The 13,183-nt window shown below is 64.5% G+C and carries 10 protein-coding genes and 2 pseudogenes; 7 read left to right on the top strand and 5 right to left on the bottom strand.

Annotated features, from left to right (window positions below; genetic code table 11):
- Positions 1-63 precede the first annotated feature (63 nt).
- Complete coding sequence (locus ABIF91_RS11500; RefSeq protein WP_162832037.1) at positions 64-204, top strand: hypothetical protein; 141 nt, start codon at positions 64-66, stop codon at positions 202-204.
- Here ABIF91_RS11500 and ABIF91_RS11495 read toward each other — a convergent pair.
- From ABIF91_RS11495 to ABIF91_RS11485, 3 genes and pseudogenes are all read right to left on the bottom strand, one after another.
- On the bottom strand, positions 201-1,787 hold the full coding sequence (locus tag ABIF91_RS11495) for an ATP-binding protein (RefSeq protein WP_028180486.1): 1,587 nt from the start codon (positions 1,785-1,787) through the stop codon (positions 201-203). The genes ABIF91_RS11500 and ABIF91_RS11495 overlap by 4 nt on opposite strands.
- Entirely contained in the window at positions 1,784-2,488 is a 705-nt protein-coding gene (locus ABIF91_RS11490; RefSeq protein ID WP_028180485.1) for a response regulator, read from the bottom strand. The genes ABIF91_RS11495 and ABIF91_RS11490 overlap by 4 nt, the downstream gene beginning before the upstream one ends.
- A 19-nt stretch (positions 2,489-2,507) precedes the next feature.
- Positions 2,508-4,011, bottom strand: a pseudogene (locus ABIF91_RS11485) (DUF4153 domain-containing protein).
- Positions 4,012-4,197: 186 nt separating this feature from the next.
- On the opposite strand from ABIF91_RS11485, the pseudogene ABIF91_RS11480 reads away from it, so the two are divergent.
- Positions 4,198-5,549, top strand: a pseudogene (locus ABIF91_RS11480) (glycoside hydrolase family 3 N-terminal domain-containing protein).
- Positions 5,550-5,583: 34 nt separating this feature from the next.
- Here the strand turns inward: ABIF91_RS11480 and ABIF91_RS11475 are convergent.
- Complete coding sequence (locus tag ABIF91_RS11475; RefSeq protein WP_028180483.1) at positions 5,584-6,855, bottom strand: DUF892 family protein; 1,272 nt, start codon at positions 6,853-6,855, stop codon at positions 5,584-5,586.
- 105 nt (positions 6,856-6,960) lie between these two features.
- Here ABIF91_RS11475 and ABIF91_RS11470 point away from each other — a divergent pair, with 105 nt between their 5' ends.
- Together ABIF91_RS11470 and ABIF91_RS11465 are read left to right on the top strand one after the other, a co-directional pair.
- Positions 6,961-8,025: an IS630-like element ISRj1 family transposase gene (locus tag ABIF91_RS11470; RefSeq protein ID WP_026192128.1), complete on the top strand. Its 1,065-nt coding sequence runs from the start codon at positions 6,961-6,963 to the stop codon at positions 8,023-8,025.
- 230 nt (positions 8,026-8,255) lie between these two features.
- On the top strand, positions 8,256-8,462 hold the full coding sequence (locus ABIF91_RS11465) for a hypothetical protein (RefSeq protein WP_028180482.1): 207 nt from the start codon (positions 8,256-8,258) through the stop codon (positions 8,460-8,462).
- 151 nt (positions 8,463-8,613) lie between these two features.
- Here the strand turns inward: ABIF91_RS11465 and ABIF91_RS11460 are convergent, their stop codons facing one another.
- The gene (locus ABIF91_RS11460; RefSeq protein ID WP_028180481.1) at positions 8,614-9,459 is read right to left on the bottom strand and encodes an SDR family NAD(P)-dependent oxidoreductase; all 846 of its coding nucleotides are present in this window, start codon (positions 9,457-9,459) and stop codon (positions 8,614-8,616) included.
- A gap of 180 nt (positions 9,460-9,639) precedes the next feature.
- Between ABIF91_RS11460 and ABIF91_RS11455 the strand changes: the two genes are divergently transcribed.
- The 3 genes from ABIF91_RS11455 (at position 9,640) to ABIF91_RS11445 (ending at position 13,122) form a co-directional block, all read left to right on the top strand.
- Positions 9,640-11,136, top strand: a complete 1,497-nt coding sequence (locus tag ABIF91_RS11455; protein ID WP_028180480.1) for an aldehyde dehydrogenase family protein — start codon at positions 9,640-9,642, stop codon at positions 11,134-11,136.
- Between the two features lie 118 nt (positions 11,137-11,254).
- Positions 11,255-12,382: an alkene reductase gene (locus ABIF91_RS11450; protein WP_028180479.1), complete on the top strand. Its 1,128-nt coding sequence runs from the start codon at positions 11,255-11,257 to the stop codon at positions 12,380-12,382.
- A 236-nt stretch (positions 12,383-12,618) separates the two neighbouring features.
- Complete coding sequence (locus ABIF91_RS11445; RefSeq protein ID WP_028180478.1) at positions 12,619-13,122, top strand: GFA family protein; 504 nt, start codon at positions 12,619-12,621, stop codon at positions 13,120-13,122.
- Positions 13,123-13,183 lie beyond the last annotated feature (61 nt).

Below are 13,183 nucleotides of genomic sequence, written 5' to 3'. Positions count from 1 at the left end.
ATGGAACCTAATGGCGGCTGATGCGACTTATCTATGACGCGGGAAGAAACGTGCGAGGCTGTCATGGCAGAGAAGCATACCGCCGATCCGATAGAGATCATGCGGGCGACCGGTCATCCTGAGCTTGAATATGCCGCGGGCTGGACCATCGCTGGTCTCGTCACCATCGGCACCATCGTCGCCGCCTGGGTGTTCGCGATCTAGGCCACAGGGAATTGGAGCTCGAAGGCGACGCCGTCGTCGGCCGGCTTGAGCCTGATCGCGCCGCCATGGCTCGCCATTACCGCACGCGCAATCGCCAGCCCCATCCCGGTGCCGCCCTGGTCGCGGCGGGTGGTGAAGAAAGCGTCGAAAATCCTGTCGCGGTTGGGCGCCGAGATCAACTCGCCGTCGTTGCTCACTGTCAGCCGTAGGGTCGTGCGCTCGTCGGCGGCCTCCAGCCTGATGGTCCTCGCCTTGTGCCGCACCGCGTTGTCGACGAGATGCGACAGCACGATCACCGCCTTCTCGCCGGACATGCCGATCGGCCGGTCGAGGCTGCCGCTGGCTTCGATGGAGCTTGCCGGAAACCTGTTTCTGAGGTCGGCGATCACGGGCGCGAGCTCCGTGCGCTCGTTCTGCGGCAGGCTTTCGGCGCGGGCGAGCTCGCGGAGCCGCTGCGCCATCGCCTCCAGCCGCTGGGTGTCGGACAGGATGTTGGCGATGAATGTCTTCTGCTCGGCCGGCGTCAGGCCCTCGGCCTTGCCCTGAAGTGAATCCTGCAACAGCTCGGCCGCGCCCTTGATCGAGGTCAGCGGCGATTTCAGCTCGTGGGTGAGGTGTGCCGAGAACGTCGCGATGTAGTCCGAACGCCGCGCCAGCTGCTCGGCCATGCCGAGGAAGCTGTGCGAGAGCTGGGCGAACTCCCGTGTGCCGTAGTGCCGGAGCGGCCGGAACGCCTCGCGGTCACCGCGGCCGATTCTCGCGGCGCGATCGATCAGCTCGCGCATCGGCAGCGTGATGGTGCGTGAGAACACGAGCCCGATCGCGATCGTGCCGAGGATGACCGTAAGCCCCGCCAGCACGAACTTGGCCCGCTCCTGGTAGAGGTGGTCGAAGATGTTGCTCGGTGTCCGCGTGGCGTAGATCACCCCCGCGACGCGATTGTCGACGATGACCGGCATCGCCGAGAACACGTGCACGCCGAGGCCGCGGCTGAAGGAATAGATCGGCGGCGGCGGCTTGTCCGGCACGCGGTTGCGCAAGGTAGCGCGGTATTGCCCGTGCAGCGCGTCCGCGACCTCCTCGATATGCGCAAGGGATTGCCCGACCTCCTGCCGGCCGGCGATCACCACGCCCCGCGGATCGAGGATGCGGAAGCCCGCCAGCGTCACCTTCTGGGTTTCGCGGATGATCGGCGTCAGTTTTGCGCCGATCTCGACATAGGCGGGCTGCGCCGGCCGGGCTGCAGCCTGGGCATCCGGCCGCCGCCGCAGCAGATCGTTTGCAGTGAGGTCGAGCCCAGGGCGGATCGGCGTGACCGGGTCGCCGGGATCGGGCAGCACGCCAGGCGGCACCTCGGCGCCGAGCGTCAGGCCGCTGTCGAGCCTCGCCGTGACCTCCTGCGCATAGATCGTCGCCAGTACGCGGCTCTGTGCGATCAGCTCGGCCTGGGTCTGGCGGATGAGCTGGTTGTCGTAGAGGCGGAAGAAGAAGAGGCCAACCAGCGGCAGGATGGCGACGGTGGCCAACACCGTGAAGATGACGAGCCCAAGCGACGGCCGCCATTTGTCAGGCGCCGCGCTCATGCCTCTTTCTCGCAGCGCCCGAGCTTGAAGCCGACGCCGTGGATGGTCTCGATGACGTTGTCGCAGGCCAGCGCCGCGAGCTTGGCGCGAATGTTGCGGATGTGGCTGTCGATGGTGCGGTCGGAGACCTGGATGTTGAGCTGATAGGCCGCCCGCATCAACTGCTCGCGGTTGAACACCGAGGTCGGTCGCGTCAGGAAGGCGCGCAAAATGCCGAACTCGATCGCGGTCAGCTTCAGCGGCGTCCCGGCAAAGGACGCGACGTGCTGTTCGGGATCGATCAGGAGGCCCCCTTGCGCCAGCGCTGTAGGAACGGCCTTGGCCTCGCCATTGCGCGGGTTGAGGCGGCGCAGGATGACATTGACCCGCGCCACCAGCTCGCGCGGGCTGAACGGCTTGGTCACGTAGTCGTCGCCGCCGATCTCGAGGCCGAGGATGCGGTCGATCTCCTCGTCGCGCGCCGACAGGAACAGGATCGGTACGTCGGACGTCTTGCGGATCTCGCGGCAGACGTCGAGGCCGTCGAACTCGGGCATGCCGATGTCGAGCACGATCAGATCGGGCCTGTCGGCGGCAAAGCGGCTGAGCGCCTCCTTGCCGTCGCGCGCCTCGATCACGTCCATGCCGGCCTTCTTCAGGGCGACGCGGATGACCTCGCGGATGTGCCCCTCGTCGTCGACGATGAGAATGCGATGCGCCAAGAAATTCTCCGTTGCCTCGTCAGCCCGCCAACCGGCTGCCGGACCTGGCTTCCGCCTGGGCGTCCAGCCTGCGCTGGAGCCGCCAGCTTCGGAAGCCCCAACTCCGCCAGGCCAGGTCCTGGCGCTGCTGTTCTACAAGCCTGTCTCGCTGTGACACAAGGCAGCCCTCGCCGGCGCCGGGCCGCAGCGCGATCGCCCTGTCGATGGCGGGCAGCGCTTGCGGCCCGAGCGTCAGGAGATAGTTGATGTCGATCTGCACGCCTTGGCCCGATGCTTCCCGGCTGTGGGTGACATTGTAGTCGGCAATGAAGGCGTCGAAGTTCACGAGCGAGCAGCCGTACAGCACGATCGTCAACGCGATCAGGTTGGCGCCGATCAGCCATTGGTTGGACCGGTTGAGGGCGATGCCGGGTCACGATCAGGACCAGTCCGAGCGCGACCAGCCCCATCCAGATGAAGGCCGCGATGCGCCAGTAAGTCAGCATGTAGATGTCGACGTAGAGATCGAGGCGGAGGATGGACGAGGCGACCAGAAGCACGTTCTGCCCGATCCAGAGATAGACCAGTGGCCGGATCACCTTCGATTTCTCGGCCGGTCCGCCCGGTCGCATCGCGACCAGGACGAAGGCGGCGGCGAGCAGCGCGGTCGCGATCAGCGGGTAGGCGCCGCGATGGGCGTAGGATGCATAGGTTACATTGTCGGGCAGCGCGACGTGGCCCCAGAGATAGATGCCGTCGAGAATCGACTGTGCCGCGAACAGCAGATTGAACAGGATCAGCGAGCGCAGGATGGTGGAGGGGCCCAGAAACTCCGGCGACGCGAAGAGCGGCGCCGGCTCCGCGACGTCCGTTTCGGTGGCGGCGGCAACCTTCTTGCGCCGCCAGCGCACATGGATGAACGGCCAGACCAGCGCTAGCATCAAGGTCCAGAACAGGACGCGCCAGACGCTGACATATTCGAGGATGACTTTCGGATTGAGCAGCGACACCCATTGCTCGATCACCGGATTGGCGGCGGCGAACAGCGCCACGAACACGGTGCTCAGCACCACCGGCATCAGCCAGAGCGCGATGCTGCGGGTGAACGCCGACATGCTGAAGACCTGAAGCGCGTCGGGGAAGAATCTGAAGGGACCGAACAGGACAAGGTTTCGCAGCGCGCGGACGCGGTCCGCGAGGCTGGTCGTCTCCGGATTGGTTGCGAGCAACAAGGCGATGGCCAGCGCTGCGACGAGGATCAGAAACGAAAGCGCGTTGAGCTCTTCTACGGCCGGCACGAGACCGAGTGCAACGATCGCGCCGCCGGTCACTGCGCGGCGAAAGTCCAGCGCCGCACGGTTGGCAAGCAGCGAGGCGCAGGCAATCGCGACGGCCAGGATCACCAGCGACAGTCCGATCCGCCGGCCGTAGAGCAGAAAGTCGGCAAGTGCGGCGAGCAGCAGTGCCATTGCGAGCTTGGCCGACAGCGCCGAAGGCCTGATCGGTGGAATGTCCGTCGTCGACGTCGAAGCCAGGCTCGTCATGTCCAGAAGATTCTCCGTGATGGGTACATCACGAATTCTGGACGGCGCTTGTGCAGAAGCCGGGATCATCGTCAGCACGGTTTCAGGAGTCCTTTGCAGTTTTCGTGCAGACCCGAGTTTGTCTCTCGCGCAGCGTCAACCGCTTTGATAGTTGCGAAGCATCGCTCCAATCGCGTGTGCTGCATCATGCAATTCCTCAATCGCCTCTGCTTCGTCCTGCTCTGGCTGGCCGCGCCGCTCGCCGCATTCGCGGCTGTGAACAAGAATGATCCCTATCTGCTCGTGCTGCGTGGCGCCGGAAATATCGCCCTTGTCGTCGCAAGCATCCTGGTCGTCATCGTCCTGCTGCGTCGCGGGCATTGGCGCAGCATTACGGGCATGCTCCTCGTCTTGCTCTGGTGCCTGCCGCCGGTTCTGATGTCGGCCGCGCATGTCAGGTTCGAGCTGCGCAAGCATGATGTCCTCGGCGCCAGCGCCGCTGAGGCTCGCCAGCTCGGACCACATTTCATGGTCGGATATTCGTCCTTTCCGGAGGTTGCGCGTCTCGCCGAGCAGGGATTGATCGGCGGCGTCTACGTCACCCGGCACAACATCCGGGGACGGACGGTCGAGGCGCTGCGGGCCGAGATCGCGGCGCTTCAGGACAAGAGGCGCGCCGCAGGCCTGCCGCCGCTGGTCGTCGCGGCCGATCAGGAGGGCGGCATCGTCGGGCATCTCGCGCCGCCGCTGACTAAGGTGCCGGCGCTGGCGACGCTCACCGGGCTCGCGCCCGGCGACCAGCAGGCCAGGGCGGAAGAGTTCGGCCGCATCCATGGCCGAGAGCTTGCCGATCTCGGCGTCAACCTCAATCTCGCGCCGGTGCTCGACCTGAAGCCGCCGGTTCGCCGCAATCGCCTCGATTTTCACACGCTGATCGGCCAGCGCGCGATCGCGGCCGATCCCGCGGTCGTCAGCACGATCGCGAGCGCCTACGTCCGGGGGCTGGAAGAGTCGGGCGTCGGTGCCACGCTCAAGCATTTCCCCGGCATCGGGCGTGTGCGCGATGACACGCATCATTTCAGCGCCAGTCTCGATACGCCGGTGAAGGAACTGGAGGCGACCGACTGGCTCCCGTTCCGCGAGGTGCTGTCGCACTCGCGGAGCGCTCTGATGGTCGGCCATGTCACGCTCACCGCCGTCGATCCGTGGTCGAGGGAATCATTCGTGGGAAGTGGGCTTACCAGGGCGTGGTGATGACGGACGATCTCGTCATGGGCGCAATCTACCAGAACGACGTCTGCAAGGCCGTGGTGGAGGCGATCAACGCCGGCGTCGACATGTTGCTGGTCGCCTATGACGCCGCGCAATTCTATCGGGTCTTTTCCTGTGCTCTGGATGCATCGCGTCAGGGCAGGCTCGACGCGGCGATGCTGCGCGCGAGCGCGGCGCGGTTGGAACTGCGCTCGCCGGCCGCGCAGGCCGGAGCCGCCACACTTGATGGAAGCACGCTTGGGATAGTTATGCCTTCCGCCCCGCGCTGGATGGCGCGGGGCGGTTGATCTCTGCGCGTCTGCGCGTCGTGACGGGCGCGGTCTATTCTGCCTGCTCCAGCGCTGCGGGCATCTTCGCCACCGACATCAGCGACCGCGCCACCTGATTGAGCAGGAGATCGGCGTTCTCCTCTTCCGCGAGCGACTTCGAAAGCAGCGCGACGATGGCGCTGTGCCGGAGCTGCTGCGCAAGGTTGCGCGCGGTGGTGTAGCCGGACATCTCGTAGTGCTCGACGCGTTGAGCCGCCGAGATCAGCGCGAGGTCGGCCGCTGCGTCCTCCTTCTCTTCGCCTTCCTTCATGACTTCCTGGCCTTCCTCGATCAGGCCCATCATGCCCTTGCACGGCTTGGCGCGAGCGCTCTCGCCGAGCAGCTCGAAGCATTCGTTGATGCGCTCGACCTGGCCCTCGGTCTCCGCCAGATGCTGCTCGAACAGCTCCCGCAACTGATCGAACCGCGCGGCCTGCGCCATCTTGGGAAGCGCCTTGGTCAGCTGCTTCTCGGCATGGAGAATGTCGCGCAGCTCATGGAGCAGGAGCTCAGTCAGACCGGACTCGTCCACGAGTGGCGAACTTTCCGTGACGATCGATGGGGGTGCGCCTGGATCGGAAGACTGGAGCGCAGGCGATTCCGTGAACACCCAGTCTTCTCCCTCGTTCCAGGGACCACGGGTGTCGATTTCGCCGTGGTCGCCGCTGCCGGTGGAGTCATTGAAATACTGGTTCACGAGGCCCGGCGTCGGCGCGATCCGGCCGATGCTGAAGGCTGGTTTGGACAGGCTTTCGAGCGCCCGCGCGAACGCCTTCATATGCGTGATCTCGCGTGTCATCAGGAACTGCAGCGCGTCCTTGCTGCCGACGTCGTCGCAGAAATTGATCAGTCGTTCGTAGACGATCTTTGCCCGTGCTTCGGCGGCGATGTTGCTGCGGAGATCGACGTCGAGTTCGCCGGTGATCTTGAGGTAGTCGGCAGTCCAGGGATTGCCTTGCGAATTGAACAGATTGACGCCGCCGCCGCCGGCAATCGCAATCAGCGGATCGGCTTCGGCCGCCTGGCGGTCGTTCTTCGAAGGCGCGAGGTGCATCCGGGCAAGGCAACCGACGACTTCGAGATGGCTGAGCTCTTCGGTGCCGATGTCCATCAACAGGTCCTTGCGGTCGGGATCCTCGCAGTTCAGCCCCTGAATCGAGTATTGCATCGCGGCCGCAAGTTCGCCGTTGGCGCCGCCGAACTGCTCGAGGAGCATATTGCCGAAGCGCGGATCGGGTTCGTCGACGCGCACGGTGAACATCAGCTTCTTGACGTGGTGATACATGGGACGGCTCGCGCTATGAGGGAAACTACGGCGACAACGGGCCCTTGGAATGTTCGTTCCTAGTACCAACTTTTCTTGGAACGTGAGTCGTGATTCAAGGTCGGGATGATACCCGAAGCAAGAGAAGTCCACCTTTCGAGGAAAGATCGCAAGGTGCTTGAGGCGTGCTGTCGCTCACCGGTGACGTTGCAGCGCGATTTGAAGCGGGCGCGGATAGTTCTGTTGGCGGCGGATGGGCGCAGCACCCGGTCGATCGCCAAGGAAGTTGGGGTCCAGCCGCGGATTGTCAGCCTTTGGCGGCATCGCTATGCCGACCATGGCCTTGAAGGGCTGCAAGACAAGCCGCGGCCTGGCAAGCAGCCGATCTATACGAAGACGACCGACAAGCGGATTCTGAAGCTGCTGGATAAGCCGCCACCGCAAGGGTTTGCGCGCTGGACCGGCCCCCTGCTGGCCGAGGCGCTGGGCGATGTCGATGTCCAATATGTCTGGCGGTTCCTGCGCAGCCACAAGATTGACCTGGTGGCTCGCAAGTCCTGGTGCGAGAGCAACGACCCGAACTTTACGGCCAAAGCCGCCGATGTTGTCGGCCTCTATGTCGCGCCGCCGGCGAAGGCCATTGTGCTGTGCGTGGACGAGAAGCCCTCGATCCAGGCTTTGGAGCGAGCGCAGGGTTATCTGAAGTTGCCCAATGGCCGCGCCTTGACCGGCCAAAGCCACGATTACAAGCGGCATGGCACCACAACATTGTTTGCGGCGCTCGAAGTCGCCACCGGAAAGATCATCGCGACCCATTCAAAACGCCGGCGCCGCGTCGAGTTTCTCGATTTCATGAACAGCGTCACCGCGGCTTTTCCGAACCGCAAGCTTCACGTCATCCTCGACAACCTCAACACCCATAAAAAGAACGAGGACTGGCTCAAGGCCCACCCCAACGTGCAATTTCATTTCACGCCGACAAGTGCGTCATGGCTCAATCAGGTCGAAGTATGGTTTTCCATCTTGCAGGGGCAGTCGCTCAGCGGCACCTCCTTCACGAGCCTCAAGCAGCTTCAGGAACACATCGATGCCTACGTCAACGCATACAACGACAGAGCCGAGCCCTTCGTCTGGACCAAGAAAAAGGTCCGTCAACGCCGTTTCAAAGGCCGCCGTATCACTCAGCTCTGATTCCGGGTACTAGTCATCTCAAAATTCGGATTTCGTTCCAGATTGGTCTGGCGGGGCGGCTTGAGCCCGTCCCGGCAATAGAGTAGCGACGGAGCAATGGGCCTCCCCCGCTCCCCCGCGGCTGTGGGACCCCTCGCATGCGGTCGATGGGGCCAGCCGTCTCATCACGCATTGTGCTTCGAACGCAGGTGCGATATGGCTCTCGCGCTTTCCTGAGGCGGAGACGAGCTTTGTCGAAACAATCCCTGCGCGAGGAGGCTGAACGCCTGATCCGCGAATCGATGGAAAAGAAGACCATCGTCGTCAAGCAGGGCACGACCCGCATCGAGGCGGTCTGCGGCAAGTGCGGCGCGCCGAACCGGGTGCAGGCGGAGAAGGGTCAAACCCGCGTCAAGTTCGCCTGCAAGCAGTGTGGACATAAGCAAGAGACGTTGTAGCCGGGCCCCCTGATTCACCGTGCTGTCGCGCTCCGGCTCCTCGTCATGAGGAGCCGCGCTCTTCGCGCGGCGTTTCGAAGGATCGTGGGCCGAGCCCATGAGCGGGGCCGGCATGGTTCCGAGAAGCGCGTTTCCGCGCTTCTCACCACAGTCACTGTCCTTCCACGAACCTCTTGAACGCATCGGCATAGTCCGGGTGCCAGCGCGACAACGGCGGGCGGTTCTCGACGATGTCGCCCATGGCCCAGAGCATGCGCTTCTCGTCGAGGGCGCGCGGCACGTCGTTGTCCGGGCAGAGGATGTAGAAATCGCCGGCTTCCAGCCGTGCCAGCATGAAATCGACCGTCTCATCCGGTGTCCAGGCGCCGGCCGGCTTCTCGGTGCGTCCCTTTGCGGTCAGGCCGGTGAAGACGAAGCCCGGGATCAACAGATGCGCCGTGATGTGGCAGCCCTTCGTGTTGCGCAGCTCGTGTTGGAGCGCCTCGGTGAATGCTTTCACGCCGGCCTTCGAGACATTATAGGCGGGGTCGCCCGGCGGCGTGGTGATGCCCTGCTTGGAACCCGTGTTGATGATGAGGCCCGGTTTGCCGCGCGCGATCATGCGGGGTGCGAAGATCCGCGAGCCGTTGATGATGCCCCACATGTTGACGTCGATGATGCGCTGCCAATTGTCGGGTTCGCCGAACAGCGTGCTGCCCGGCTGGATGCCGGCATTGTTCATGAGGATGTCGGTGCCGCCAAACCGCTCGCGCACCACGCGTTCCAGTTTCGTCACGCTCTCGACCTTGCTGACATCGACGGCGGAGGTCATCACGTTTGCGGCAGCCGTGACGGATGACAGTTTTGTTGCAGCCTCCGCCAACCGTGCCTCGTCGACATCCGCGACACATACCTTCATCCTAGCGCGCGCAAAGGCGGTGGCGGCGGCAAATCCGATGCCGGATGCACCGCCCGTGATGACGGCAACATTGTCTTTGACGATGGCGGGATGTGGCATGGATCGTCTCCGTGGAGGGCCTCGGTCGAGCTATAACATGGCGGCAGTCCGACCCTGCACAAGTCGGCATGGGAGGTCTTCGTTCTGCGCTGCCTTTACGCCCAACCGGCCCGGCTGTATCCTTGATCGAACGATCCCGCCCAGATCGAACCAATCAATCACCTGACAGGGAGTGCAGCCATGGCTGTGTCGCAAGCTATTCCGATCACGCGCCATCCGTTTGCAAATGGATCCTACAAGCAGATGCTGATCGACGGGAAGTGGGTCGATGCAGCCTCAGGCAAGCGCTTCGAGACCCACAATCCCGCCACAGGCGAGCTGCTCGCGACCGTCGCCGAAGGCGACAAGGAAGACATCGATCGTGCGGTTGCTGCCGCCCGCCGCGCCTTCGAGGGCTCCTGGAGCAAGGTCAAGCCGTTCGAGCGGCAGAACCTGCTCCTGAAGCTCGCCGACCTCGTCGAGAAGAATTTCGACGAATTGTCGCAGCTCGACACGCTCGACATGGGCGCGCCGCTCAGCCGCACTCGCGCCTATCGCCTGCGCGCCGTCGGCATGCTGCGCTATTACGCCGGCCAGACCACGGCGATCCACGGCGAGACCATCGAGAACTCGCTGCCCGGCGAGATCTTCTCCTACACGCTGAAGGAGCCGATCGGCGTCGTCGGCGCCATCATTCCCTGGAACGGGCCGCTGACCGCGACGATCTGGAAGATCGGCCCTGCGATCGCGACCGGCTGCACCGTGGTGCTCAAGCCGGCGGAAGAGGCTCCGCTGACCTCGCTGCGCATTGCCGAGCTGGCGATGGAGGCGGGTGTGCCGCCCGGCGTCATCAACGTCGTGCCCGGCTATGGCGAAACCGCTGGCGCCGCGCTCGCCTCGCATCACGACGTCGACAAGGTCGCCTTCACCGGCTCGCATGTCACGGGTCAGTCGATCATCCGTGCCTCCGCCGGCAACCTCAAGCGCGTCTCGCTCGAGCTCGGCGGCAAGTCTCCGGACATCGTGTTCGCGGATGCCGATCTCGACGCAGCCGTGCCGGGTGCGGCGATGGCGGTGTTCGCCAATTCGGGGCAGATCTGCAGCGCCGGTACGCGCCTTTTCGTCGAGCAGTCGATTTATGACGAATTCGTCGGCCGCGTCGCCGAGTTCGGCAAGAAGCTGCAGGTCGGCAACGGCCTCGATCCGAACGTGCAGATCGGACCGCTCGTCTCCGAGCAGCAGCTCGAGCGCGTCACCGGCTATCTCGACATCGGCCAGAAGGAGGGCGCAAAGGCGCTCGCCGGCGGCGGACGCGTCACCGAAGGCGCGCTGTCGAAGGGCTTCTTCGTCTCGCCCACGGTGTTCGCGTGCGTTGAGGACAACATGCGCATCGCGCAGGAGGAGATTTTTGGTCCCGTCATCTCCGCGATCGCGTTCAAGGACATGGATGAGCTGGTCAAGCGCGCCAACAACACCACGTTCGGCCTCGGCTCCGGCCTGTGGACGCGCGATGTCAGCAAGGCCCATGCGGTGGCGAAGCGCCTGCGCGCCGGCTCGGTGTGGGTCAACTGCTACCAGGCGATGGACCCGGCCGTGCCGTTCGGCGGCTACAAGATGAGCGGCTACGGCCGCGAGTCCGGCAAGCAGCACGTCGAGGAGTATCTCAACGTGAAAGCCGTCTGGATCAAGACGGCGTAAGGCCTGTCCCTCGTCGCGTTCCGCGAGGGGGAATATCTGCCTCGTATGGGGCGGCGCCTTTCCGGTGGCCGCCCCGCGCTATATGATCAGCATCCTTCCAAAGAAAATCGGGGCCAGCATGAAATTTCCGGCGTTGTTCAAACCGTTGCAGGTCGGTCCGTACAAGCTCGCGCATCGCGTCGCGATGGCGCCGCTCACGCGCATGCGGGCGGAGCGCGAGAGCTTTGCGCCGCGGCCGCTCAATGCCGAATATTACGGCCAGCGTGCAACGCAAGGCGGCCTGATCGTCGCCGAGGCCTCGCCGGTGCTCTCGCACGGACGCGGCAACCCGGCGACCCCCGGCATCTATTCGGAGGCGCAAATCGCGGGCTGGCGCAAGGTGACGGATGCCGTGCACGCCAAGGGCGGCATCATCTTCCTCCAACTCTGGCATGTCGGCCGCGTCTCGCACTCCTCCTTCCACGGCGGCGCGCTGCCGGTGTCGGCCTCGGCGATTCCGATCAAGGCGGAAGGCATGAAAGCGATGACCGCCGACGGCAAGATTGCGGACTACGAGACGCCGCGCGCGCTGGAGACCGAGGAGGTCAAGGGCATCGTCGAGGCGTTCCGGCAGGGTGCGAAAAACGCGCTCGCCGCGGGCTTCGACGGCGTCGAGATCCACGGCGCCAACGGCTATCTGCTCGAGCAGTTCCTGCAGTCGCGCAGCAACCAGCGCACCGATCAGTATGGCGGCTCGATCGAGAACCGCGCGCGCCTTCTGCTCGAAGTCACGCAGGCCGCGATCGACGTCTGGGGTGCGAACCGCGTCGCCGTGCGGTTGTCGCCGCACGGCATCGCCAATGATTCCGGCGAGCCCGATCCGATGCCGCTCTACACCCATGTCGTGAAGGCGCTCGACAAGCTTGGCCTGGCGTACCTGCATTTCATCGAACCGCGCTCCAGCGGCGCCGGCCGCGCCGACGTCCACTGGGACAACGTGCCCTCGGCAATGGTGCTGTTCCGCCCGCTCTACAGCGGCGTGCTGATGACCGCCGGCGGCTTCACCGGCGAGACCGCAAATGCGGCAATCGCCGACGGCCATGCGGATATCATCGCGTTCGGCCGCATCTTCATCTCCAATCCGGATCTTCCCCGCCGGCTTCAGCACGACTATCCAATCACGCCGTACAACCGCGCGACGTTCTATAGCGGTGAGGAGAAGGGATATACGGACTATCCTGTCTATGACGAGCTGACGCCGGCCTGATCTGTCATTCCGGGGCGCGACGAAGTCGCGAACCCGGAATCCATCGGGCCGCATTACCTAGACGTGGGATGGATTCCGGGCTCGATGCTTCGCATCGCCCCGGAATGACGACGTTGATTTGTTGCGCGACCGCCACCACAAATTCCGTCATTGCGCAGCGAAGCAGTCCAGTATCTCTCCGCTGAGGCACTCTGGATTGCTTCGCTGCGCTCGCAATGACGACGGAGAGAGCCCCAATGGCCAAAGCCGCAGTCGCCGCAGGGATAGCCACCGGCCAATGCCTCTGCGGCAAGATCGCCTTCGAGATCGACGTTCCCGCGCGCTGGGCCTGGCACGATCACTCGGCCGCCAGCCGCCGCGCCCATGGCGCGGCTTACGCCACCTATGTCGGAAGCTGGAAGAAGCGCTTTCGTATCACATCCGGCAAGACTGCGCTCACGCGCTACGAGGACAAGGCCACGAAGACCACGCGCAGCTTCTGCTCGCATTGCGGCACGCCGATCGCCTATGAGCGTCCGCGGGGTCCGCACATGGTCAACATCCCCCGCGCCCTGTTCACAGAGCGCACCGGCCGCCAGCCGCTCTATCACATCGCCATCGAAGAGCTGCAGGAATGGGCCTATACCGGCGAGCCGCTGGTGCCGCTGAAGGGTTTTCCGGGCGTGGTGTGGCAGCGCTCGAAAAAGAAGAAGCGGGCGAGAGGCGAGGATCCGTTCGAGCTGGGGCGGGAGGAGATGTAGCGCGGGCCGCGCACTCAGCTCTCGTGCCCCGGACGCAGCGCAGCGCCTCTTCGGCGGTGCG

Origin of the sequence: Bradyrhizobium sp. USDA 241 (genome assembly GCF_049739505.1) — a bacterium.
Taxonomy (GTDB): Bacteria; Pseudomonadota; Alphaproteobacteria; order Rhizobiales; family Xanthobacteraceae; genus Bradyrhizobium; species Bradyrhizobium liaoningense.
Note: the sequence above shows the minus strand (reverse complement) of the source record. Positions and strands in the feature narration are given on the sequence as shown.

What these genes read in the sequence shown, in the direction of transcription:
- ABIF91_RS11450 (WP_028180479.1), top strand. Translation starts at nt 11,255, where the DNA reads ATGAAATTTCCGGCGTTGTTCAAACCGTTGCAGGTCGGTCCGTACAAG.
- ABIF91_RS11470 (WP_026192128.1), top strand. Translation starts at nt 6,961, where the DNA reads ATGATACCCGAAGCAAGAGAAGTCCACCTTTCGAGGAAAGATCGCAAG.
- ABIF91_RS11475 (WP_028180483.1), bottom strand. Translation starts at nt 6,855, where the DNA reads ATGTATCACCACGTCAAGAAGCTGATGTTCACCGTGCGCGTCGACGAA.
- ABIF91_RS11445 (WP_028180478.1), top strand. Translation starts at nt 12,619, where the DNA reads ATGGCCAAAGCCGCAGTCGCCGCAGGGATAGCCACCGGCCAATGCCTC.
- ABIF91_RS11495 (WP_028180486.1), bottom strand. Translation starts at nt 1,787, where the DNA reads ATGAGCGCGGCGCCTGACAAATGGCGGCCGTCGCTTGGGCTCGTCATC.
- ABIF91_RS11460 (WP_028180481.1), bottom strand. Translation starts at nt 9,459, where the DNA reads ATGCCACATCCCGCCATCGTCAAAGACAATGTTGCCGTCATCACGGGC.
- ABIF91_RS11500 (WP_162832037.1), top strand. Translation starts at nt 64, where the DNA reads ATGGCAGAGAAGCATACCGCCGATCCGATAGAGATCATGCGGGCGACC.
- ABIF91_RS11455 (WP_028180480.1), top strand. Translation starts at nt 9,640, where the DNA reads ATGGCTGTGTCGCAAGCTATTCCGATCACGCGCCATCCGTTTGCAAAT.